Genomic DNA, 23,955 nt, shown 5'->3' on the forward strand with positions numbered 1-23,955 from the left:
ACGCTGCTGATATCAATTTTTCTTGCTTGCTGTGCCTGCGCAGACAGAGGCTACAAAAAATTTATATCAGCAATACCGTAGCGTTTTTAGGATATTTTGACTATATAACTGTAGCCTAGCTATTTCGTTGAAAACTAGCAGTTTAGAAGATATTTCTTAACACCACATAACTGATGGCAGACATTGTCGCCGCCGCAGGGAGCGTGATAACCCATGCCAAACCGATAGGCTTCATCAGTGCCCAGTTTGTGTCTCTATTGACGATACCAATACCCAGTACAGCACCAACCAGCGTGTGCGTACTTGATACTGGCAAACCCATTGTCGATGCACCCATCACAACCGCCGCTGCCGCCAACTCAGCTGAGAAGCCAGAAGCAGGGTGCATTTTTGCCAAGTTGGTACCGACGGTTTGAATGACTTCCTTACCGATAAACCAAAGACCGACGATAAGCGCAACACCAAAGGTCAACATCACAGCAGGCGGTACTGCAGCCTCTGTGGCAATGCTATTGGTACGGATAACATCCATAATAGCGGCAAAAGGACCGACGGCGTTGGCGATGTCGTTTGAACCATGACTAAAAGCGAAAGCTGATGCCGTAAATACCTGCATCCAACTAAACATAATGAACGTCGCTTTGGTCAAATCTTCTTTATGCTTACCACGAATACTCTTGGTATAGATAAAGGTCGCGAGCCACACAAGCGCCGCTATCATGCCCATGATTAAAAAACCCTGTAGCGTCGTCAAGCCATCGTTGACGTTTTTCAGGCCTTTGAAGACAACCAATGAGGTCATCACCGCGCCACCAGCAGCAGCAATGATTGGCACCCATTGTTTTAGTGCTTTTAGGGTATCAAGGTTGGTACGCTCATGTTCAATGGTATGAAGCTTTTTATAATAATCGGTCTCTAAATCCTCAACATCACAGTCATCGTCTTTATAAATCTCTTGATCACGCAACATCGCCGAGGTGTAAGCCAATTGCTCTGATTCTGTTAGACCGCTCAAAAAATATTTGTGATTTTGTTTTAGCGTCTTTTTTTCACCTTTAAGTGACGCGATGTGCGCCTCTGTTCTATCATTATACTCAATGATATTTTTCTTGATTTGACCGTATAACAGATAGGACAGTACGCCGCCTAGGAGCGGTGATAACACCCAAGAAATGGCGATGGTACCAATCGTACCCCAATTGACGGTTGATAAAGCGGTAGCACTACCACCCAAATCAAAGCCCAATACGATAGAACTTCCGACCACCCCGCCGATGATAGAGTGCGTGGTCGATACCGGCAAACCTTTACGAGTGGCAAACAACAACCAAAAGGCAGCAGCGATAAGTGCTGAGAGCATCACGTAAATAAACTGGTTGGGTGTCACTGACAGACCGTCTAGGTCAACAATGCCGCTTCGGATAGTATCCGTCACCTCACCGCCTGCCAACACCGCGCCCGATACTTCAAATATCGCGGCGATGCCTAACGCTTGCGGGATGGTTAATGTCCCTGCCCCAACGGAAGTACCGAAGGAGTTGGCAACATCGTTACCACCAATATTGAATGCCATAAAGACACCAAAAGCGGTTGCCACAATAAATAGCGTCGTCTGCTGACGCATTGTGTAATCTAGACCCCACCACAAAAAGTAGGCGGTCATCGCAATCAGTAAAATGGCAAAAAATAGATTGATTCTCATAGAGCCGACTGCTTTAGTTGACCCTGTAGAACTGCTGCTAATACCCATACGTTGATACGTCCTGCGTAAGCTGATTGAAATTATATGCGATTGAATACGTTGCGCGATTAGTGACGATGCTGGTTCAACCATCTGTCAACCTAATGACTTATGCCATCATGCAACGTAATTTTTAAATGACTAACTTTTTAAATAACTACATTCTTACTACCACTTCTACTTTTTTAAGTTTGAGATTGTCTAAAGGTATTGATAAGACATTGATTAAGCTAAAAACACACCTCTAAACATGCCACAAAGCCGCAAGTGATATTGCCAAATCTTCTGATTACAGCATCTTGCGGCTTAGAGGTTTTATAGTAGCTATCTTGGTACTGCTGTTCTTATAAGCTGATAATAGTATAAATAATTAAAGCGCCCCATCTGCTCACCATTTTTAGTACGCGGCAGGAAACTTTACGCGCCTATTATATTAAATATAGACGCATAATGCATGATGATATTGCGAGATTTGTAACTGTGAGCTTATGGCTTAAGTAACAGGTTCATTTAGTGAAATTTTGTTGTTATATTTTGCAGCATAAACAAGTTTCTGATTATATTTATAAGACTTTACTTACCGTAGAAATATCGTCGCACCACCGAGCACTCATCCAATGACCCTCAGCTAAAATATTAATAATCGACATACACATACTGACGCTACTTCTTTAATCAGTACTTTTAATCAGCACCTATACTGGTTAATTCAAGATTTAATAAGCACTCAATCTATCAGCGATCTAACAACGCTGCCGATAGTTGCTCTATCGCATGATCTAATACATCTAGACGCGCTTGACGTTTTTCATTGGTCGCTATCACGCACCATGGTGCATGGTCTGTATTTGTTCGTGCCAGCATATCAGCAGCCGACTGCACGTAATCCTCCCATTTTTTACGGTTACGCCAGTCATCCTCTGTAAGCTTAAACTGCTTGTGCGGTGTCTCCTTGCGAGCTTCAAAACGCGCCAACTGTTCTTTTTTGTCGATAGCCAACCAGTACTTGATGACTATGGTTCCAGCGGTGGCTAAATCTGCCTCAAATCGATTGATTTCATCGTAGGCACGCTGCCAGTCATTATCTGCAGCAAAACCTTCAATGCGCTCAACCAATACGCGTCCATACCATGTCCGGTCAAAAATGGCGATGCGACTGATACGATCAGTCTGCTCATTGGGTAATCTCGTCCAAAAACGCCACAGATAAGGATGTTGTAACTCATATAGCATTGGCGCACCAATGTTGTACACCTGATACTCACGTGGGTCTAGCGGTGCGACCAATCTTTTAATGGCACCGCCCTTGCCAGCAGCATCCATTCCTTCAAAGGCAAAAACAACATGACGACCTTTACGGGCACGTAACAACTCAGCCAAACGTGCCTGCTTTTTTGCCAATGCTTCTTTATAGTCAGATTTTTTGATATCAGCATTGTCGATATCTATTAGCTGGTTAGGAATCTCGACAGGTTCAAAGATTTTTACATCAGCTTCTTGCTGAGTGTTTTTATCAGACAGCGACTGTGTCTGTACCTCGCCGTCAATATCTGCCTTACTACTCGCTAACGCATTTTGCATCGCTTGTAATACTTCATGACAGAAATGGTCAGCGGCATCTGACTTGTCCTCACCATCAATGATTATCCAGTCATCTTGCTGTCGTAGCAGAGCGGTTGCCACATTATTAAAGGTCTCAATCACTTTTTTACTGTTCCAATCAATTTGATATAAGAACTGCGGATCAGCCTCGTCATCGTTTAGGCGCTCTTGTAATGTCTCAATATCGACATGAAACCAGCACTTCAACACTCTGGTTTGATTGGCCACCAAATCTTGTTCAAACGCTTTTAACTTCACAAGCTGCTGCTGTAAATATGCCTGCCACTCTACAATTGGCAATGACGGCTCATCGACATTGTTTTTGCGCTTTTTATTTTTTGAGTGTTTGTTTTTAGATTTTTTATTCTCAGTGTCATTCTCTGAGCTCTCTGGAGACGCCATACGCATGACGTTATAAAGCAAATCGGCATACCAGTTGCCAAAATAAACCATCACATCACCATGGCGTGGCATCGCCTTGGTATGCGCTTGCCAAAGCGGCTGATACGCTAATGGACAGTCACCAATGGTTGCTTCAACCTTTAATAATCGCGGATCCACCCACTGCCGTAACTGCTTAACTGCTGTGCCCTTACCAGCCTGCTCCATACCGTTGACCAGCACCAACAGTCCAGTTGGTTTATTAACAGTTGCCGGCGTCTGTTGCCGAGTGGCTCGCAGGGCGTACTGTGCGGTAACCAGCGCCAACCTAAGTGTATCTTTATCCATCGAAAACTGACTTAATGGATTAGGTTTTAAACGCTGCTCAACGACTTGTTCGCTAACTGCTCACTCACGGCTTGTAGTACCTCTGATTCGGTAGTATCATTTTTTTTCGACATAATTAGACTCGTTATATTCTCATCAAGTATGGTCATTTAGCTATATTATTTGTATAAACAAACTATATTTGTATTATTCTGTTTTTAGAAAATTGTCACTCACTGTTCAAGTATTCGTGTTGAAGTACCCTAATCTTAGCATTCGATTAATTGAGTAAATAACGTTGCTATGTAACAGTTTGACATTTGTATTCTGTTTTATTTTCTTTTAAGGTGAGCACCATCTCTGAGGCTGTATTAAAATAGCCTTAATACTTTGATAGTTACTGTGATTTATAATGCCTATTGTGATTCGTAGTTATATTTATAGAGAGTTACCTTTATAGACAGCTACTTTTTTTATAAAAAACCACTTTATCGCTAATTTGATAACATTATTTACTTTTTATAGGACTTTTAACATGGCCGCTTTAGCCGACCTGCAGCAGCATCTAACCCGTTTTTGGGCGCTACCTCATCATGAAGATGAAGCATTAAACACCAAGCTCAAAGAAGTTCAATCATGGCAGCAAGCGCGTATTAAGCGTACTCATAGCGCACTATTTGAACAACCAAAAAACCAGTTGATGGCGGATTATTTCTTGACACAGTTATATGGCGGTGAAGAATTTAAACTACTGGCAAAACAGTTAGAGCGCATTCTTCCTAAAGCACAAAAGCTTGAACGTTTGGCTAAAGAATCTGCTTTAGAAGCAGGCAGCATGGGCATCCAAGCGGCTATTTTGGCGATTGAGCTAGATTTACATTTGGCTCAGTGGCTACTCGCCCAAGATTTACCAGTTACCGAAGACAATATGTTAGCCGCTTATAGAGCCGTCGATGAGGCAGATGAGCGCCGAGTACAGATTGGCAATCTTAAAGAAGTCTGCTATCGCACTGACAAGCACTTAAACTCATTCATGCTTAAAAAAGCCTTTGCCTTGGCTAAAGGCACTGCGTATCGCTATAACTTTCAACCGCTTTACGACTTTATTGATACAGGGTTTAAAGCCATGAAGCCACTAAAGAGTGTTAGCGGTTTTATCGAGCCGTTTTGTGAGCGTGAGCTGATGATTATCGATCAGGTTCATGACACGGATAATGGCGGTATGCCAGCAGCGTTTGGTGTATGATAGGCTAAATAATGCATATGCGAACTGCGCTGCTTAACGCTATTGAGCCATGCTTGGACAATGATGCAACAGTGCTTAAATACGCCATCATAAAAACGAACAATAGGATAATGCGATGACTGAACATTCAAATAACAGCCCTAGCCAAGCCAATCAAAACCCTACTAATAACCCAGTTGATAGTACTAACAGCAACGCTGCGACTGATGCGACTCCTCATGCTCATCTGCAAGATAAGCTGATCAAAGACAGTATCACTAATAACCGAAACATCACCGCCCAAGCACAAGCGCGTCAAAGCCATGTTTCTAATACGACACTGAATCAAAATGCCGCAGTCGATAGCAGCAAGAGTAATGACTTTACCCAAGTGCAAGACTTACCAACTGGAACCCCACAAGGCCAACAGACAACTATGCCAAACACGATACACAACAGCGAAAACAACACGGCTACGCAAGCACAAACTGCCAAACAAACGCTTTTTAACCAGCGTGATGACATCAATAACCCTCATACGCCTGATACTGATGGCAATGAGCAAACGCACTTTGGTTATAAGACAGTCAACAAAGCAGAGAAGCAAGCACGCGTCGCTGACGTCTTTACTTCAGTTGCCAAAAAATATGACATCATGAATGACTTGATGTCTTTTGGTATTCATCGCTTGTGGAAGCGTTATGCGATTAGCTTATCAGGCGTACGCGCAGGTCAGCATGTACTTGATATCGCTGGCGGTACGGGCGATTTGGCCAAGGTATTCAGCCGTGAAGTCGGTCGCAATGGTCATGTGGTGTTATCAGACATCAATGCGGCGATGCTAGAAGTCGGTCGTGAGCGCTTGATTAATGCTGGCTGTAATAATGTGGATTTTGTGTTGGCAAACGCTGAGACACTTGCACCATTCGATGATGAAAGTTTTGACTTAGTCACCATTAGCTTTGGTCTACGTAATGTGACAGACAAAGATGCTGCCCTAAAATCTATGTATCGCGTGCTAAAGCCAGGCGGTCGTTTATTGATTTTGGAGTTCTCAAAACCCGTATTTGAGCCACTATCTAAAGCATACGACTTGTATTCATTTACCGCACTGCCTGTGATGGGTAAGCTAATTGCTAATGACGCCGAGAGCTATCAGTACTTAGCTGAGTCCATTCGCATGCATCCTGACCAACAGACGCTTAAGCAAATGATGCAAGAAGCAGGTTTTGAAAACTGCGATTATCATAATCTTACCGCTGGTATCGTCGCTGTGCATCGTGGCTTTAAAGCGTAGCGTTAATACTGTGATCATACGATAGCACTATGAACATTAATGAGTCGTGGTATTTAATTCACTGATCTACTGAGTCATTTCAACCATTAAGCGACTTAACCACTGACTTAAATAACCTTAGCGCTTTTAAAGGCGCTCAACTAAATATGCGAGAGCCTTATGCTGACTGTCCTACTTTTGGCTGGTGCCGAGAAGCTGATTAACCTTGCCATTGCAAGCGATGAGATTACCAAAGCAGGCTTAGCACCGCTTGCAGGCAAAGTATTGCGATTGAATATGGCAATGCCTGAAGTCAATTTGGACGTGCTATTTACCCATGAACGCTTGCGTTTTGAGCCGGTAACGACAGACAGTATCTTTGAGCCAAGCGGTAGTCCAAGCGAACGCCAAAAAGCCAGTATGGAGCGCGCGCGTTTGGGTCATAGCCGACCAGACTGTATTATCACCGTAGACAATCCAGCGCAACTGCTCAATCTCATGCGCGGCACTGAGGGTAACCTGCCTATCGCTGGGGACTATAAAGTGCTGATGCAGCTAAAGCAGTTGGTGGCAGGGTTTGACCCTGATGTCGCAGGACAGCTAGAGCCCTTCATCGGTAAGCCTATGGCTAGCCAATTACATCTTCTCATCTCACAGCTAAAAGGCAGCTGGCGTCATAGTGCCAAACGCGCTTTTGATGACGTCAGTGATTGGGCCAATGATGTGGCGGGTAATAGTGTGCCTGACCCTGTTGAGCTGGCTGAAGTCAATGACCTCAAACAGCAGCTATTAAAACTGCGCGCTGACGTTGAGCGTGAAGAAGCCAAGCTTGCTGCTATCAAAGAAGAGCAGACGCGTTTTATCAATAATTCGTTTCATCAGTAGCTTGCTTAGTGGCTAATTGGTTCATGAATCACTGGTTTCCTTAATAACTTATGTTTTGAATGACAAATAAACGATTGATAACTCATTACGCTTAGGGTTTGTTTGACTATCGCTTTCGTAGGAGAAATCAAACAAACCATAGGCACAGCGCCCACCCTATTTCTGAATTTTTAGAGTACCCATATCCCATGCTACTATCCCACCATGCCCGACTACGTGAACTTTGGCGCATTGCCGCAATGTATCGTATTGATACACACCTTCCTCTCGAAGAGGTACCGCAGCTGCAACCTTTGGCACGTCTGATTCGTACGCATCGGGCAGCTTGGGGTAAAAAACATCAGCCCAATGCCATTAAGTATGCGCTTGAAGATATGGGTACGTTATTTTTGAAACTGGGACAATTGCTCTCGACGCGCCGCGACTTGGTGCCACCTGAGATTATCGAGCAATTGGTACAACTACAAGATAAGGTCAAGCCTTTCGACTCGGACGTTGCCATTGCCCAAATCCAAGACCCGAAACATGGTCTCGGTCAATCTATCACAACGCTATTCGCCCGTTTTGATGTTAAGCCACTAGCAGCAGCTTCCATCGCCCAAGTGCATACGGCCGCATTGCATGATGGTCGTGAGGTAGTAGTAAAAGTGGTTCGCCCTGATATTCGTACTACCATTATCTCTGACTTTGAGCTACTGCGTGAACTTGCCAGTTGGGCATCGGCACGTATTGAAGCGGCGCGTGCCATCCATATCATCGACATTGTCGAAGATTATCGCCAAGTCATGCTTAATGAATTAGATTTGACCTTAGAGGCAGACAACACCACGCAGATGCGCAATAACTTTTTGGGTTCAGCATTGATGTATGTGCCTGAAGTTTATGATGCGGCTAAAAATGTCATGGTGATGGAGCGTATTCAAGGTGTTCCTATCTCGCAGGTTGAGATATTTGATAAGCTTGGTTATGACCGTGCAGCACTGGCAGAAAAAGGCTTAACGATATTTTTTACCCAAGTATTCCGCGATAACTTTTTTCATGCTGATATGCATCCGGGCAATGTCTTTGTAGAGACACCACCGGTTAAAACCCTCTCTGCAGATATGGCAGCGATTGATTTGGGTCATGAGCCACGCTATATTGGGCTTGATTGTGCCATCATGGGTACATTATCGAAAGACGATCAGCTCATCGTCGCGCGGATGCTCTTGGCGGTGATGAATAATAACTTTACGGCGATGGTGGATATTGTTAGCCGAGCGGGCTGGATACCACCAAGTGCAGACAAGCATGCGCTCATGCGTGATATGAAACGCACTGTCGGTCCAATGCTACAAAAATCCATTAATGATATCGACTTTGCTGGTGTCTTGATGCAGATTTTAGATATCGCGCGCCGCCATCATATGAGTATTCCGCCACAGTTAATGCTGCTACTCAAAACCTTGGTACATGTCGAAGGATTGGGGCGCGACTTATATCCTGATCTTGATATTTGGTCACTGGCTAAGCCTATTTTAAGCGGTTGGATTAAAGAACAACTCGATCCGATGCGTAACCTGCAACATCTGCGTCAGCAGTTGCCCGAGATTCTATTATCAACGACTGACATTCCCAAGTTGCTAGATCAAGGACTACAAAGCCTTGCCTCACAGGGATCGCGACAAGACAGCCAGCTACGAGAAATACAGCAAATACGCGCTGACATGCTTAATGATCGCCGCCGTGATTGGCTAGCGCTATCGGGTTTTGCCGTATTCATTGCTATTGCCACACAAGTCGGTTGGTTCGCCCCTATCCTTTATCTGTTGGCCATCATTGTCGTTATTTGGCGTATCCTGGCTTAGAGCGCTGACTTTTAATGGCAATGAATATCTGTTAATCGTTGTGAAAATCTTAATTTAATAAGCTCTGATTCATGTTAATTGTCGTTAAAGCACAATTAACATGAATCAGAGCTTAACTTTTTATCTTATTTAGTATTTCTTTTACTCAGTTAAAAATACGTCTTATATGGAGAGTTTATCTATGTCGACCATATCATCTGTATCGCCCTCCCAGCCTCATGATTCAGTCAAAGCAAATCATAGTGACGCTATTGCCGCTTTGCAAACACGCTTTGGTAAGCAGCTTAGCCTTAATCAAACCGTACGTGAACAGCATGGTCATACCATGACGTGGCTTGCCAATCAGCCACCCGATGCGGTATTAACAGTACAGAATAAGCACGAAGTCGCCGCGGCGGTTGAGATTTGCAATCACTATCAGATGCCAGTCATTGCCTTTGGTATTGGCTCATCCTTAGAAGGTCAATTAAATGCACCTTACGGCGGGCTATGTATTGATATGCATGCCATGGATGCGATATTGCAGGTTAATAATGAAGACCTGACCGTTACTGTACAACCTGGTGTCACACGTGAGCAGCTCAATCATTATTTACGCGATACCGGGCTGTTCTTTCCCATAGATCCCGGTGCCAATGCCAGTATCGGTGGCATGGTTGCGACTCGTGCCTCAGGTACCAATGCTGTCCGCTATGGCACCATGAAAGATGTGGTACTCGCCCTTGAAGTGGTGACCGCGAATGGTGATATTGTCCGCACCGGTACGCGCGCTAAAAAGTCGGCCGCTGGTTACGATTTGACACGATTGATGATAGGCTCAGAAGGTACGCTTGGTATCGTCACCGAAGTCACGCTCAAGTTATTTGGTATTAGCGAATGTATTGGTAGCGGCATCTGCCACTTCCCAACGATTGAGGATGCTTGTCAAGCGGTGATGTTGACCATTCAAATGTGCTTGCCGATTGCCCGTATTGAGCTGCTCGATGCGATGCAAATCAAAGCCTGTAATCAATACGCTAATCTTGATTTAACTGAGACACCCACGCTATTTGTAGAGTTTCATGGTACAGAAGCCAGCGTCGCTGAACAAGCGCAAATCTTTACCGATATCATCGAAGAATTCGGCGGTACGGATTTTGCTTGGGATACCAATGAAGCTGAGCGTAAACGTCTGTGGCAAGCGCGGCATAACGCCTATCATGCCAGCTCCGCTCTCAGACCTGAAGCCAGTGCTTTATCCACTGATGCCTGCGTGCCCATTTCACGCTTAGCAGAATGCGTCAGTGAGACAGCAAAAGACATCGAAGCATCTGGCATGATTGGACCTATCGTCGGTCACGTCGGCGATGGTAATTTTCATGTTCTCTTATTGGTCGATACCAATAACCCTGAAGAAGTCGCTACCGCTGACGGTATCATCAGCCGCCTTGCCAGCCGTGCGATTGAGATGGATGGCACCTGTACCGGTGAACATGGTATTGGACAAGGCAAACAGAAATATATGCAACAAGAGCACGGCAATGCCTTAGTGCTGATGCAAGCCATTAAGTCAGCGCTTGACCCCAAAAACATTTTAAATCCAGGGAAAATATGGCCTGAGGCGTTACCGACTATTTAATAAGCTTATTAAAATCAAAGTAAAAAGATGCGTCTGCGTTTCATTAAAAAATTAGACGCAGACGCATTTTTGGTTTCATATGGTTCATTTATTTTGAGCAAATGCGAGGCTGCAGGTATGGATTTTTCAAAGCCTCTGGAGTGCAAAGCACACAGCAAGCGAGAAAAATTTATACCTGCACAATGCTATTAAAGACATACCTCGTGCGTTTTGAATTGACTATTCTATAACATCTGATCAATCGCCATTTGCGTCAATACACGACCACGAGCAGTTCGCAGTACATAGCCTTGCTGAATCAAGTACGGCTCAATCACATCCTCTAACGTACCGCGATCCTCAGCCATGGCTGCTGCTACTGCTTCAACCCCTGCTGGACCACCATCAAAACGCTCTTGCAATATCTCAATATAACGTCTGTCTAAATGATCAAGACCACGTCTATCTACGGCGAGCATATCGAGCGCACTACCGGCTATCGCGCCATTAATAGTACCGTCGCCTCTGACTTCCGCATAGTCACGCACACGGCGCAGTAAACGATTGGCAATCCTTGGCGTACCACGCGCACGGCGAGCAATCTCTACCGCACCATCTTCACTCATTGGCACCCGCATTAAACGCGCGGCACGGCTAACAATCGTCGTCAAATCAGCGATATTATAAAACTCTAAGCGCTGCACGATACCAAAACGATCCCGCAATGGCGACGTCAGCAAACCCGCTCGTGTGGTGGCTGCTACTAAGGTAAAAGGCGGCAAATCAAGCTTTATAGAACGCGCAGCAGGCCCTTCACCAATCATAATATCCAGCTGAAAGTCCTCCATGGCTGGATAAAGGATTTCTTCAATGACTGAGCTTAACCGATGAATCTCATCGATAAAGAGGACATCACCCTCTTCTAAATTGGTCAACATGGCCGCCAAATCACCTGGGCGCTCAAGTACAGGCCCTGACGTAGAACGCAGATTACCACCCATCTCACGAGCAATAATATTGGCAAGCGTGGTCTTACCCAAACCTGGCGGACCAAAAATCAAGGTATGGTCTAATGCCTCACCCCGACCACGTGCAGCACCGATAAACACTTCCATCTGCTCACGTACGACGGGCTGACCAATATATTCAGCCAAGAGTGCTGGTCGGATGTTAGAGTCAGGAGCATCACCATCGCCTTCGAGCGGATTAATCAAACGATCTTGCATCATAGGTTCTATCATTGTATTAAAAGAATAAAGTAATCATACCATTTTCAAAAATCTGAGTAGCCTCTAATGGCTAGGAAAGCGAGCGCCAGTACTGTATCAAGTAATATATACAGTCGGCTGAATGCGCTTAACAAAGCCCAGCACATTCTTGGAGATAACGTATTTTAGGATAACCTGTTTCGGAATACCATATATAGCATAACCAAATGCTATGCATCAATCATCATAAAGCAGGCCTAAAATAAAACACAGCCCCAAACGAAAATAAGCGACAATGAATGTCGCTTATTTGTTGAATACGTCTTTATATTGTTGGAAATAATAAGCGGCTCTAAATATATCTAAAAGCCTGACAGCTGTTGCAAAGTGGCTTTTAGTAAGCTCTGCGTATCTGCAAAGGTAGCACCATTACTCTTAGCGGCTTTAATCGCTTGCTGGGCTTCTTTTTCTTTATAGCCCAAGCTAATCAACGCCCCTTCTACTTCAGCGATGATACTACCTTCAGCAGAAATGGGTGCAGGCTGAATCGCAAATTCTAAATTACTACTATCAACTTCGATATTTTTGAGCTTGTCTTTTAGCTCTATCAATAAACGCTGCGCGGTCTTTTTGCCGATGCCGGGGATTCGAGTCAATGCGCTCTCGGACTCTTGCTCAACATGCATCTTTAGCTCAGCAGCTGACATCGCGGAAAGCATAGCCAATGCCATTTTTGCGCCAACGCCATTGATTTTAATCAATTGACGAAAGACATCACGCTCTTTGCGATCGATAAAGCCATAAAGCAGCTGTGCATCTTCACGCACATGAAAATGCGTCCAAATACTCGCCTGCTCGTTAAGGCGCAATTGGCAAAAAGACGGCAGTGGCAGCTCGATATCATAACCCACCCCGGAAGTAGTCATGACGCAGGCAGTCGGTGCCATTAAATACTGCACCTGCCCCGTAATCAGTCCAATCATCATTCACCACCTTTTATAAAATCGACGTACAGTACATAAGTACAAAGCTAAAATATAGAAGCTGCGATAAAAATAAGCTGCGCTGCTATGACTAAATGAGCATGCATTGTTGGCAATGCTTATTTATAAAAATCGACCATACCTTCAAGGCTGATTGGGCGAATCTTATGTGCTTGACCAGCAGAACCAAAAGCCTCAAAACGATTGGTACAGATATCTGACATCGCAACCATAGAAGCTTTGAAGTATTTACGTGGATCAAACTCACTTGGGTTTTCTGCAAGGAATTTACGGATTGCGCCCGTTGATGCCAAACGCAAATCAGTATCAATATTTACCTTACGCACACCATGCTTAATCGCTTCAACGATTTGCTCAACTGGTACACCATAAGTCTCACCAATGTTACCACCATTTTCGTTGATAACTTTTAGCCATTCCTGTGGCACTGACGACGAGCCATGCATGACCAAATGGGTATGTGGAATACGAGCATGAATCTCTTTTACGCGCTCAATAGATAAAATATCACCTGTCGGTGGACGGGTGAATTTATACGCACCATGACTGGTACCGATAGCAATGGCTAACGCATCCACATTGGTGTCTTTAACAAACTGCTCAGCTTCATCAGCACTGGTCAATAGTTGCTCATGATCTAAGATGCCTTCTGCGCCAGAGCCGTCTTCTTCGCCTGCCATACCCGTCTCAAGACTGCCCAAGCAACCGATTTCGCCTTCGACAGAGACACCGCATGCGTGCGCCATCTTGACCACTTCACGAGTCACGCTAGCGTTATAATCATAGTCCATTGGTGTTTTGCCGTCTTCACCGAGTGAGCCATCCATCATCACTGATGAAAAGCCCATCTGAATTGAGCGCTGGCAAATAGCAGGTGACATACCATGATCTTGATGCATTACCACTGGGATATGTGGCCACTCTTCAATCGCTGCAATAATCAGGTGACGTAAAAATGCAGAGCCTGCATAACTGCGAGCACCAGCACTGGCTTGCACGATGACAGGTGAGTCACAGGCGTCGGCCGCCATCATGATTGCACGCATCTGCTCTAAGTTATTGACATTAAAAGCAGGGACACCGTAATTGTGCTCGGCGGCGTGATCTAGAAGTTGACGTAACGATATTAAAGCCATAAGACGCTCTCTGATTAAATTTTGAATATGATATTAAGAATTCATTCTGAAAAATACGATGGTGCAATAATTGCCCTAAGTTTCTAGCTTGATAACAGCCAGACGAACAAAAAACCGATGTTTTTTTGCCTCTCATTATTGCGTCGTGATTATAGCAAAAATTGCCGCTGCTTCGTAGCCGTTAGCTGACTATTTCTTATCTGCTCGGTCCTGCTCGCTTAATTAGTTGCTTGGTTGCTTGGTTGGTTGACTAAACCGCTGATAAGTAAAGTGCAATCTATTTTGGGTTGAGGAAACACTCCAACTTGGTTACTTATATTTCAAATAAAAAATTTCACATAAAAAAAGCCTTGGCAATCACCAAAGCTTTATACATATTTTGAGGGCTTATACAGCAATGAATACTTACAACCGCTAATCTGAGAATATGCTCATCGACGGATAAATCAGTCGTTTGGTTGCCTATTCTTAACTAGTCTTGTCTCAATTAGTATTGATGCTTGTTACTAGTACTAAATATTAGTACTGTTGTTCTGCATCAACAGCGATATCATTTGCGCCATCAGCAACAGCGTTTGCACCATCAGCAACAGCTTCAGCAGTATTTGCTACTGCTTTGTTGGTGCCTTCAGTGATTGCTTCACCAGTGTTTTCTAGTGCATCAGTCGCGGCTGCACCAGCAGTTTCAGCGCCTTCGGCAACTTCAGCACCAGCATTTTGTGCAGCAACTTCAGCTTCAGCAGCAGCGGCTTCTGTTTCAGCAGCGGCAGCTTCAGTGTTAGCAGCAGCGTCATCACCAGCAGACTCAACAGTCGCTTCTGCGTTTTCTTCAGTTTGTTGGCTACATGCAGTGATTGCAAAAGTACCAGCAAGTACGCTAGCAAGTAATAAATGGCGTTTTAACATAATAAACCTCTCGTAAATAAAGCATGTCAAATACATGATTTGCGCTATTTTATAGAGTGCAAATTGGACATGCAATAATAATTTTCAGTATAGAAACAAATAATTACTACTTAATAATAATTAGTGAACGCTCCTCTTTATGGCTTGCATACTGACAAGCTAAAGATGGCAGTCACCTTATTATTTTTATAGCCTAACCTAGATGCTCACAATAAGTTGTACGTCTACTGTTACTTAACTGCAGAATTCTCGTTAAGGGGTTATTCTGTAATTTGTAAGGCAGCAACTGCCGGTAACACCTTACCTTCTACAAATTCTAAGAACGCGCCGCCGCCTGTTGACATATAGCTGACACCATCAGCCACTTGATATTTATCAATCGCTGCTAAAGTATCACCGCCGCCAGCTATTGAAAAACCTTGGCTGTCTTTGACAGCATTTGCCACGATTTGAGTGCCCTGACCAAAAGCATCAACCTCAAACACACCAACTGGACCATTCCATAAGATGGTTTTTGCGTTGATGATAGCAATAGCCAATTGCTTGGCACTTTCTGGTGCGATATCTAATATCATGTCGTTGTCGCCAATGGCATCGACAGATTTGATAGTTGCAGCAGCTTGTTGTAACGAGCCGGTAAAATCATCAAAGTTGATGTCGTTTTTATCAGCAACGACCACATACTCAGGTAATAAAATTTCAGTTTTACTCATGATGTCACGAGCAGTGTCCACCAAATCCGCCTCATATAAGGATGCGCCAACGCTGTGACCTTGCGCTGCAAGGAAAGTATTCGCAATACCGCCACCAACGATAATCTGTGAGCATACTTCAGCCAAGCTGTGCAGTACTTCCAGCTTTGTTGATACTTTCGAGCCACCAACGATTGCGAGCATCGGCTGTGCTGGGGTTTCAAGCGCTAAGCTCAATGCATCAAGCTCAGCTGCCAATAAAGGTCCGGCGCAAGCTACTTTGCCAGCTTGATGCATGGCTTGGGTAACGCCTTCTGTCGACGCTTGCGCACGGTGGGCGGTGCCAAACGCATCCATGACGAATACGTCGCACAAATCAGCGTATTTCTGTGCCAAATCGGCATCGTTTTTCTTCTCGCCTTGATTGAAGCGCACGTTTTCTAGTAATACGACTTCGCCTGCCTCAATAGACACACCTTGAGCAAGATAGTCATTGTTTAGGCTAACTGGCTTTGATAATTGTGAGGCTAATTTGTCGCTTAAATAATCAGCGACAGGCGCCAATGAATATACCGCTTCAGGACTGCCTTCAGTCGGACGCCCTAAGTGTGAACAAATAATAACGGCAGCGCCTTTCTCTAGCGCCATCTTAATCGTAGGCAAACTGGCTTGTAGGCGGGCATCACTGGCGACCTTACCGTCTTTGATAGGCACATTAAGATCTTCACGAATCAATACCACTTTATCTGTTAAGCTCAGCTCACTCATACGCAAAAAATTCATTACCTGCTCCTATGCATCATCAATGGTTAATCTACAATTTGGCTATCTATCTACTATTTTGCTATCTACTAATAAATACTACTTATCAAACAATCAAATCACTGACTCTTACTAAAAGACGTTCTCAAATTGTCCCAGTAGAAATTTGAGGCGGTGTATTTTAGCAGTTTTCTAGCCAGCACTCATGAAGAACCTGACATTAAATCTTACTAAGGCGTATCCTCATTTTAAAAATGGGCTAAAAATCAGTAACATTTCGTGGTGGTACTCAGCAAATAGGCTGTTTATGATGGCTTAAGTGTTGATGGCAAAAATGACGCCGTATCATAAAACGGTCAACAGCCAGTTATAATAAATCCAGATGTAATAAATACGGTGAACAATAAAAATAATCCATTAGGAGAATCCAATGAGTATCGATTTTAAAGCAGCCAAACAAGAACTATTAAAACTTAAAGATGAATACGAAACTCGAATCGATAAAATCGAAGAGCATATTCAAAACCCGCAAGATGACCTTAATGAGCACTGGGAAGACCAAGCCATCTCTTATCGTCAGAATGACATGCGTAAAAATCTGATGGGCGAAGCACGTCAAAGTTTGATATATGTCGAAAATGCCCTAAGCCGTATCGAAAATGGTACTTATGGCGAGTGCGAAGTATGTGGCAAGCAAATCGAGGGAAAACGCTTAGAAGCACTACCCTACGCTACTCTCTGTATGGAACATGCTGAGTAATACTTCATACTAATTACAACAGACGCATCCATTTAAAATATAGACATCAATGGTTAAGCAGGCATGTTCCATTCTAAAAACGCCTGCTGCCATTGTTGACAGCGCACAGCGATTTGCGTCACTGGTAAATCCATAATATCACCTACTACTGCTACGTACTTAATTGGCAATCCTGCCAATTCAGAGACGTTTTCTGCCGTCAGTCCTCCGATTACGCAGATGGCTATGTCTTGTTGACAACCCTCTATCAGCTGTTGACATGTAATAATATCAGCGTTTGGTTTGGTTGTAGAAGCGAAGACAGCACCTAATGCAGCATAGCTTGCACCCTCATTTTTCGCCTCTTTAACAAACGCTACATTGCCATGACAGGTGCGACCGATAATTTGGTTTGGTAGTAATTGCTGCTTGGCATCGGCAATTTTGCCATCTTGTTGACCGAGATGGACACCAACACCAAGCTTAGCAGCCAGCTCTATATTGTCATTGATGACGACAGGTACATTATACGCTTGTGCCAGCTCAACTATCTGTTTTGCTTCTTGGTACAGACGAGACTCACCATCAGGCAATGATAGTATTTGTTTGCGACGAATTTGCAACAGTCCAATCAACCCCGTCTTTAGTGCTGCCTCTAGTTTTTGATAAAGGAGCACGAACTCATCGTCATTGGTCAACAAATATAGCTTCGGAATCATATTAGAAGCGTTAGCAGCCTTGAGCACTGTTGACTGGGCCATACAAAACATCCTTATCGTTAAATTCAACACAATAAAAAGGCTGTTATATCACATAACAGCCTTTTTGAAGGAACTGACTTACAATAATACGAGTGAGCTTACACCGTACGACGTGTCGCTAAACTGTTTAGAATGTTTTTCGCATCACCCCAACGTGTCGCTGAGCTATTTGCCCCTAAGATTACAATAATGGCTGGGCGATTATTCACGCGAGTTTCCATCACCACGCAACGACCCGCTTCGTTAATGAAACCAGTTTTAGAGATGCCAATTGGGTAGCTACCATCACGAACTAAACTACTGGTATTGCTGGCCTTATAAGTACGGTTGCCACTTGAGTAGTTTGATACAAAGAAATCATAGCTTTTGGTGGTAGAGAAACGACGAATCACATCATAGTTACCAGCAGCACGTACCATTTTAACGAGGTCATTTGATGAGGCGACGTTGCGTTTATCGAGACCTGTTGGGTCACCAAAGAAAGCCGTCGTCATGCCCAAGTCTTGAGCTTTACGGTTCATCGCACGCATAAAGGCACTGTAGCCACCTGGATAATTACGCGCCAGACTTTTTGCTGCTGGGTTTTCAGATTTCATCAATGACATTAATAACAGCTCAGCGCGGTTCATACGATCGCCCGCTTTTAAGCGTGAGCTTGCGCGCTTAGGACCAACGAAATCTTCTGGGTCTAGGGTAATCTCTTCACGCATATCCAGACCGGCATCTAGCACCACCATCGCTGTCATGACCTTGGTAATACTGGCCATTGGACGTGCGATATCAGCGTCTTTTTCGTAGATAGACTCACCAGTTTCAGCATCAATGACTGCCACACTACGCGAGTCAGTACTGATAGGAATCATGTCACTACTACCGAACGCACCGCGGTAAGTCGTATTGTAGCGATTGCTGCTATTAAAGCTGTTGTTGCTACTGCCAAAGCTATTGGCATTAGTGATATTGGTCGTGCCATAGCCGTTATCGACTTTCTTGATAGCAGAGCCAGTTGACTTGTACATGATGTTGCGCGCTTCAGACAAACTATCAGCACCGCCCCAGCTCATTCGTGCACTAGAGCCTGTATCAGCGCTACCATTAATAGTAAGTGCGGCTTGTGCAACACTGCCCAAACTCAACGAAATCATAGCAGCGATTAATTGCTGTTTGGTTAATGGTAGTTGCTTCATTATGCCTCCTGCTGTCGCTATTACGCCAGTACATATTGTCTGACGCCAAGAACGTACATAGCGTTTATGATGTGTTTGTAAGTACTCGTATAGAGTTTTTGTATTTTTAGTGTATCATGGTTTACATTTAATTTTGATGTATCAAGCTGATTTAATGGTTTATTTTGTCCCAATTCAAATTTTGCTACAACCACTTTATATTTCAGAAACATTGGCTCACAATTCAGCAATATATCTTAACTTTAAATCGGCTAATAATTCGCATTTTGATATATTAAACAATGACTTCTCTCTAATATAGTAGCAGTATTTTAGACATTCAAAAACTAAAAAAATGATATGGGCAGTTTTTTGTTTGTCATTTAATTTTAGTAAGTCCCTTCTTCTGACAAATGATAAAAAGAGTATGGTTATGATTAAAGTATTAGTAGTAGACGATCATGATTTGGTGCGGATGGGTATTAGCCGCATGTTGTCAGATAGTGCCGATATCGAAGTCGTCGGTGAAGCAGACAGCGGTGACATGGCCATTAAACTGGCCAAACAACTGCGACCTGACGTGGTTTTGCTGGATGTAAATATGCCCAACATTGGCGGACTTGAAGCCACCAAACGCTTAATTCAGCTGGATATGGGCATTAAGATTCTGGCCGTCAGCAGCATGTCGGCACAGCCTTATCCCTCTATGCTCATCAAAGCTGGCGTAAATGGCTATATTACTAAGGGTACGCCACTAGATGAGATGATACGAGCCGTCAAAAAAATCTATCAAGGCGGTCGTTACTTTAGCCAAGATGTCGCTGAACAGCTCGCTGATGTTTTATTATCAGATAATGCCAACTCACCCTTCGACTTATTAAGTGATCGCGAAAAGCAGGTAGCTATGATGGTCGTTAATTGTCAAAGTCCGCAGCAAATCGCTGACCAGTTATTTGTCAGTGTTAAGACCATCAATACCTATCGTTATCGTATTTATGAAAAAGTTGGTGTCGATAGTGATGTCAAATTGACGCATTTAGCGATTCGCCATGGTTTGATTCAACCATAAACCACTCTGCACCTCCCTTATAACGGTCAACTTATGAAGCCTGCCAATAGCGTGGTCTCTGCCATTACTCGCTACGTACATCGCGATGACTCCTTACCCTTACCGCAATTGCGCAGACTGGGTATGATTTATAGTAGTTATCGCTTTGTGGTCAGTTTATTCTCTATGCTGATGGTGTATATCACCGCTCGCACTGATGGGAGCGCTTCTCTCCCTAGTTTCTTGCAGCAAACAGCGCTGAGCTTTTATGTGCTGCTTAGCCTCATTTTGCTCGGTCTGTTTTATGTCGTTGATAGACAAATGCGGCGACAGTTGGCGTTTGGACTGGCACTAGACGTTATTATATTGAGCTTATTGCTCTATACCGCTGGTGCGCCTGATTTGCAGTTGACTATGCTTTATATGGTCGTAGTCGCGGCGAGCTTTATGTTGTTACATGGCTCACAAGCACTCATCATTACTCTACTCGCTATTATCTTTGTCATTTACCAGCAGTTTTTTTATGCCATTGCCAACAGTATGAGTTTGACCAACTTAGGCGATGCTTTACTCATGTCGGCCAGCTTCTTGGCAGTTGGTGGGTTGAGCTGGTCTATCTCACAGCGACTGGTACAGTTAGAAAAGGTGGCTGCTCGTCATGCCAAGGAAGTCGAAAGACTCAATGTCATCAATCAAGAAGTCATTACGCAAATGGTGAATGGTGTCATCGTCATCGACAGACAGCACATCGTCTTAGCAAACCTTGCCGCCCATCAGCTGCTCAGCTTGTCGCACAATCCGCAATCAACCATTGATAGTGTCATTATTGATAAAAAGAATGTGCCAATCAATAAGAACAAAAATAGAAAAAATAAAGCCCATAGTGCACAGCTGGCAGATTTTCAGCAGCAACTTAGTGAACAGCATTCACAGTTGTTTCAAGCGTGTTTATCAGTGGCAGCGGGTCAAACACGCAGCTTTACTTATGACTTACCGGCAGTGGCAAATGCCTCAGTGTTTGGTAAGCTGCGCGTACAAATCATTCCGCTAAAAGACGGCAGTAAATTGATCATGTTGGAGGATTTACGTCGTGAGCAAGCCAGCGCCCAGCAGCTAAAGCTGGCGTCTTTAGGTCAGCTAACCGCCAGTATTGCCCATGAAATCAGAAACCCGTTGGCGGCAATATCGCAAGCGAGCCAACTATTGATGGAAGACGTGACCGAAAACAGTGAAGATAGCAGCCATGAGAATAGGTTAATCAGTATCTCCCATAGTGAGATGATGGCCAACCATGAGCTCTATAAAATGATATTTTCGCAAACAAAGCGCGTCAACCGAATCATTGAAGATATTCTCAAATTATCACGCCAACAAACCGCCCATCAACAATCTATTGTACTGTCTGAATGGATGCTCAGTTTTTTGGAAAATTACTTTAAAGGTCACGATGTATTTTTACGCGTAAAAACACATCCCACCATCTCTTTTGATACTCATCAGCTAGAACAAGTCTTAATCAATTTAATCAATAATGGACTGCGTCATAGTAGCTATGCACACCCTCATGCCTTTGTGGAGATTGAGATTTATTGTGCAGATAACGATGTTATAATTGATATTTTGGATGATGGGACTGGCGTTAGCGCTGATGATTTGCAGCACTTGTTTAACCCGTTTTTTACCACCGATAAGGCAGGAACAGGTTTGGGCTTGTATTTATCGCAAGCTTTTTGTGAGGCCAATCAAGCACGCCTGCTTTATGTACCTGAGCATAAAAAGACCTGCTTTCGTTTAATAGCCCCTGCTATCAATAATGCTACTAACCATGCTGGTACTGGTTTTAAATCTGACACTGATGACAGCCTTCCTTAAACAATAATACGGTGTGATATATAACACCCTATTAAGGTATGCTTTTAATAATGTTTTGCGATTGAATACGATGAGATGATGTATGACAAAAACTGCACTGGTCGTTGATGATGAAGTGGATTTATGCAGACTGATGCAAATCACTTTAACCAAAATGGGCATCAAAAGTGACGTGGCATATACCTTGTCGCAAGCAAGAGAGTACTGGCAAGACAATGATTACGATTTTTGCTTGACTGACCTCAAACTACCTGATGGCTCAGGACTGAACTTAGTCAAGGAAGTCAGTAGTAGCTCTCATACCCCAATTGCTGTCATCACTGCGCATGGCAGCATGGACTTGGCTATCGAAGCATTAAAGCTTGGCGCCTTTGACTTTGTCAACAAGCCACTTGAGCTACCACGCTTACGTCAATTAGTAGAAAATGCCCTAAAGGTTATTCATCAAAATGATGCAACAAAAGCCACTCCTGAGCACTCGCCCGAACAACAATTGCTAAATAGTCGCTTGATTGGCGACTCAGCTGTCATGCATCCTCTCAAAAAAACCATTTTAAAGCTGGCACGCTCACAAGCACCCGTTTTTTTATCCGGTGCCTCAGGTACCGGTAAAGAAGTCGTTGCTAGACTGATTCATGATTTGAGCCCGCGCCGTGATGGCAGTTTTGTACCGGTGAACTGCGGTGCCATACCATCAGAGTTGATGGAATCAGAGTTTTTTGGCCATAAAAAAGGCAGCTTTACTGGTGCGGTTGCTGATAAACAAGGACTGTTTCAGCAAGCCAATGGTGGTACATTATTCTTAGACGAAGTAGCAGACTTGCCGTTGGCCATGCAGGTGAAACTACTGCGTGCCATCCAAGAAAAGACCGTCAGAGCCATTGGTGATACCAAAGAGGTGCCAGTAGATATTCGTATCTTGTCTGCCACTCATAAAGATTTGAATCAATTGGTGCAAGATGGCACCTTTCGCCAAGACTTATACTATCGTATCAATGTCATTGAATTGAAGCTGCCGACGCTAAATGCACGACGTGATGATATACCTGTGCTCGCCCAGCATTTTTTGGCGATGATTGCTGAGGATTGGCAATTGGAGTCGCCGCCATCTTTAACTGACGCCGCTTGTGCACGCTTACAACATCATGATTTCGCTGGTAATGTTCGTGAGCTAAGAAACCTGCTTGAGCGTGCGGTGACACTCGCAGAAACCTCAGATATTGATACTGGTCATTTAGGCTTGCCTGACATCGAAATGGATAGCAGCCCTAATACTATCACCTCTCAACAAGCAGACTCTCAATCATCTGCACATATGTCAGATAAGCCCACTGCAAATCCATCGGTCGCCGACCAGATAGCAGAGCAAGGAAAAAGTACCACTAACTTGCACCCTTATCGTACCAATACTCAACACTATCCCTCGATGGTACAGCAGTCTGCAATGAGACAAGCAAAGGCTTCAAGCAATACGATAATCGAGAATGACAAAACCTCAAACAATCATCACGATGACCTGCAAGCAAATGAGAACGAGAACGAGAACAGCGATATAAGAGAACCGGCCGATGGTCAACTGCCGCCGCAAGGATTAGAGAGCTATTTACAAGCACAAGAAAAACAGCTGATTATCACCGCCCTTAAACAAACTGGCTGGAATAAAACACAGGCTGCTGAGCTATTAGGCACGACCTTTCGCTCTTTACGTTATCGCATGAAAAAGCTAGAGATTGACGAAGAATAATTCGAATATTGGTCTTTCAAAGCATGACGCTATGTA

At 44.0% G+C, this 23,955-nt stretch carries 18 protein-coding genes; 9 read left to right on the plus strand and 9 right to left on the minus strand.

From position 1 onward, the window contains the following. Positions 1-142: 142 nt before the first annotated feature. Entirely contained in the window at positions 143-1,750 is a 1,608-nt protein-coding gene (locus QL919_RS00090) for an inorganic phosphate transporter (RefSeq protein ID WP_290187961.1), read from the minus strand. Between the two features lie 726 nt (positions 1,751-2,476). Next, positions 2,477-4,072 (minus strand): ATPase, encoded by a 1,596-nt coding sequence (locus QL919_RS00095; RefSeq protein WP_290187629.1) that lies wholly within the window; start codon positions 4,070-4,072, stop codon positions 2,477-2,479. 514 nt (positions 4,073-4,586) lie between these two features. Between QL919_RS00095 and QL919_RS00100 the strand changes: the two genes are divergently transcribed. From QL919_RS00100 to QL919_RS00120, 5 genes are all read left to right on the plus strand, one after another. Next, positions 4,587-5,297 carry a hypothetical protein gene (locus QL919_RS00100; RefSeq protein ID WP_290187630.1) on the plus strand — a complete coding sequence of 237 codons (711 nt, stop codon included), beginning with the start codon at positions 4,587-4,589 and terminating at the stop codon, positions 5,295-5,297. Positions 5,298-5,712: 415 nt separating this feature from the next. After that, positions 5,713-6,573 (plus strand): bifunctional demethylmenaquinone methyltransferase/2-methoxy-6-polyprenyl-1,4-benzoquinol methylase UbiE, encoded by an 861-nt coding sequence (gene ubiE, locus QL919_RS00105; protein ID WP_356649772.1) that lies wholly within the window; start codon positions 5,713-5,715, stop codon positions 6,571-6,573. A 159-nt stretch (positions 6,574-6,732) separates the two neighbouring features. Beyond that, on the plus strand, positions 6,733-7,437 hold the full coding sequence (locus QL919_RS00110) for a hypothetical protein (protein ID WP_290187632.1): 705 nt from the start codon (positions 6,733-6,735) through the stop codon (positions 7,435-7,437). Between the two features lie 188 nt (positions 7,438-7,625). After that, a complete protein-coding gene (locus tag QL919_RS00115) occupies positions 7,626-9,284 on the plus strand; it encodes an AarF/UbiB family protein (RefSeq protein WP_290187633.1) in 1,659 nt (552 codons plus the stop codon). A gap of 181 nt (positions 9,285-9,465) precedes the next feature. Further along, the gene (locus QL919_RS00120; protein WP_290187634.1) at positions 9,466-10,902 is read left to right on the plus strand and encodes an FAD-linked oxidase C-terminal domain-containing protein; all 1,437 of its coding nucleotides are present in this window, start codon (positions 9,466-9,468) and stop codon (positions 10,900-10,902) included. Between the two features lie 224 nt (positions 10,903-11,126). On the opposite strand, the gene ruvB is transcribed toward QL919_RS00120, so the two are convergent. The 5 genes from ruvB to QL919_RS00145 all read right to left on the minus strand — a co-directional run bounded on the left by ruvB (position 11,127) and on the right by QL919_RS00145 (position 16,610). Beyond that, the gene (ruvB, locus tag QL919_RS00125) at positions 11,127-12,107 is read right to left on the minus strand and encodes a Holliday junction branch migration DNA helicase RuvB (RefSeq protein ID WP_290187962.1); all 981 of its coding nucleotides are present in this window, start codon (positions 12,105-12,107) and stop codon (positions 11,127-11,129) included. A 344-nt stretch (positions 12,108-12,451) separates the two neighbouring features. Beyond that, the gene (gene ruvA / locus QL919_RS00130; RefSeq protein WP_290187963.1) at positions 12,452-13,072 is read right to left on the minus strand and encodes a Holliday junction branch migration protein RuvA; all 621 of its coding nucleotides are present in this window, start codon (positions 13,070-13,072) and stop codon (positions 12,452-12,454) included. 119 nt (positions 13,073-13,191) lie between these two features. Next, the gene (fba, locus tag QL919_RS00135; protein ID WP_290187635.1) at positions 13,192-14,229 is read right to left on the minus strand and encodes a class II fructose-bisphosphate aldolase; all 1,038 of its coding nucleotides are present in this window, start codon (positions 14,227-14,229) and stop codon (positions 13,192-13,194) included. 519 nt (positions 14,230-14,748) lie between these two features. Beyond that, on the minus strand, positions 14,749-15,135 hold the full coding sequence (locus QL919_RS00140; protein WP_290187636.1) for a hypothetical protein: 387 nt from the start codon (positions 15,133-15,135) through the stop codon (positions 14,749-14,751). A gap of 260 nt (positions 15,136-15,395) precedes the next feature. After that, the gene (locus QL919_RS00145; protein ID WP_290187637.1) at positions 15,396-16,610 is read right to left on the minus strand and encodes a phosphoglycerate kinase; all 1,215 of its coding nucleotides are present in this window, start codon (positions 16,608-16,610) and stop codon (positions 15,396-15,398) included. Positions 16,611-17,019: 409 nt separating this feature from the next. Between QL919_RS00145 and QL919_RS00150 the strand changes: the two genes are divergently transcribed. Next, positions 17,020-17,349: a TraR/DksA C4-type zinc finger protein gene (locus QL919_RS00150; protein WP_290187638.1), complete on the plus strand. Its 330-nt coding sequence runs from the start codon at positions 17,020-17,022 to the stop codon at positions 17,347-17,349. 53 nt (positions 17,350-17,402) lie between these two features. Here QL919_RS00150 and QL919_RS00155 read toward each other — a convergent pair whose 3' ends face one another. Next, complete coding sequence (locus QL919_RS00155; RefSeq protein WP_290187639.1) at positions 17,403-18,089, minus strand: thiamine phosphate synthase; 687 nt, start codon at positions 18,087-18,089, stop codon at positions 17,403-17,405. 98 nt (positions 18,090-18,187) lie between these two features. Continuing rightward, positions 18,188-19,276, minus strand: coding sequence for a serine hydrolase (locus tag QL919_RS00160; RefSeq protein WP_290187640.1), 1,089 nt, complete (start codon positions 19,274-19,276; stop codon positions 18,188-18,190). Between the two features lie 412 nt (positions 19,277-19,688). Here QL919_RS00160 and QL919_RS00165 point away from each other — a divergent pair, with 412 nt between their 5' ends. From QL919_RS00165 to QL919_RS00175, 3 genes are all read left to right on the plus strand, one after another. After that, on the plus strand, positions 19,689-20,324 hold the full coding sequence (locus tag QL919_RS00165; RefSeq protein WP_290187641.1) for a response regulator: 636 nt from the start codon (positions 19,689-19,691) through the stop codon (positions 20,322-20,324). Positions 20,325-20,357: 33 nt separating this feature from the next. Further along, positions 20,358-22,175 carry an ATP-binding protein gene (locus QL919_RS00170; RefSeq protein ID WP_290187642.1) on the plus strand — a complete coding sequence of 606 codons (1,818 nt, stop codon included), beginning with the start codon at positions 20,358-20,360 and terminating at the stop codon, positions 22,173-22,175. 82 nt (positions 22,176-22,257) lie between these two features. Further along, positions 22,258-23,919 (plus strand): sigma-54 dependent transcriptional regulator, encoded by a 1,662-nt coding sequence (locus tag QL919_RS00175; protein ID WP_290187643.1) that lies wholly within the window; start codon positions 22,258-22,260, stop codon positions 23,917-23,919. Positions 23,920-23,955: the final 36 nt, after the last annotated feature.

The sequence above is a fragment of the Psychrobacter sp. APC 3426 genome (genome assembly GCF_030408035.1).
GTDB lineage: Bacteria > Pseudomonadota > Gammaproteobacteria > Pseudomonadales > Moraxellaceae > Psychrobacter.

Coding starts and splice junctions, on each gene's coding strand:
- QL919_RS00090 (WP_290187961.1), bottom strand. CDS start 1,750: ATGGGTATTAGCAGCAGTTCTACAGGGTCAACTAAAGCAGTCGGCTCT.
- QL919_RS00095 (WP_290187629.1), bottom strand. CDS start 4,072: ATGGATAAAGATACACTTAGGTTGGCGCTGGTTACCGCACAGTACGCC.
- QL919_RS00100 (WP_290187630.1), top strand. CDS start 4,587: ATGGCCGCTTTAGCCGACCTGCAGCAGCATCTAACCCGTTTTTGGGCG.
- ubiE (WP_356649772.1), top strand. CDS start 5,713: ATGCCAAACACGATACACAACAGCGAAAACAACACGGCTACGCAAGCA.
- QL919_RS00110 (WP_290187632.1), top strand. CDS start 6,733: ATGCTGACTGTCCTACTTTTGGCTGGTGCCGAGAAGCTGATTAACCTT.
- QL919_RS00115 (WP_290187633.1), top strand. CDS start 7,626: ATGCTACTATCCCACCATGCCCGACTACGTGAACTTTGGCGCATTGCC.
- QL919_RS00120 (WP_290187634.1), top strand. CDS start 9,466: ATGTCGACCATATCATCTGTATCGCCCTCCCAGCCTCATGATTCAGTC.
- ruvB (WP_290187962.1), bottom strand. CDS start 12,107: ATGCAAGATCGTTTGATTAATCCGCTCGAAGGCGATGGTGATGCTCCT.
- ruvA (WP_290187963.1), bottom strand. CDS start 13,072: ATGATTGGACTGATTACGGGGCAGGTGCAGTATTTAATGGCACCGACT.
- fba (WP_290187635.1), bottom strand. CDS start 14,229: ATGGCTTTAATATCGTTACGTCAACTTCTAGATCACGCCGCCGAGCAC.
- QL919_RS00140 (WP_290187636.1), bottom strand. CDS start 15,135: ATGTTAAAACGCCATTTATTACTTGCTAGCGTACTTGCTGGTACTTTT.
- QL919_RS00145 (WP_290187637.1), bottom strand. CDS start 16,610: ATGAATTTTTTGCGTATGAGTGAGCTGAGCTTAACAGATAAAGTGGTA.
- QL919_RS00150 (WP_290187638.1), top strand. CDS start 17,020: ATGAGTATCGATTTTAAAGCAGCCAAACAAGAACTATTAAAACTTAAA.
- QL919_RS00155 (WP_290187639.1), bottom strand. CDS start 18,089: ATGGCCCAGTCAACAGTGCTCAAGGCTGCTAACGCTTCTAATATGATT.
- QL919_RS00160 (WP_290187640.1), bottom strand. CDS start 19,276: ATGAAGCAACTACCATTAACCAAACAGCAATTAATCGCTGCTATGATT.
- QL919_RS00165 (WP_290187641.1), top strand. CDS start 19,689: ATGATTAAAGTATTAGTAGTAGACGATCATGATTTGGTGCGGATGGGT.
- QL919_RS00170 (WP_290187642.1), top strand. CDS start 20,358: ATGAAGCCTGCCAATAGCGTGGTCTCTGCCATTACTCGCTACGTACAT.
- QL919_RS00175 (WP_290187643.1), top strand. CDS start 22,258: ATGACAAAAACTGCACTGGTCGTTGATGATGAAGTGGATTTATGCAGA.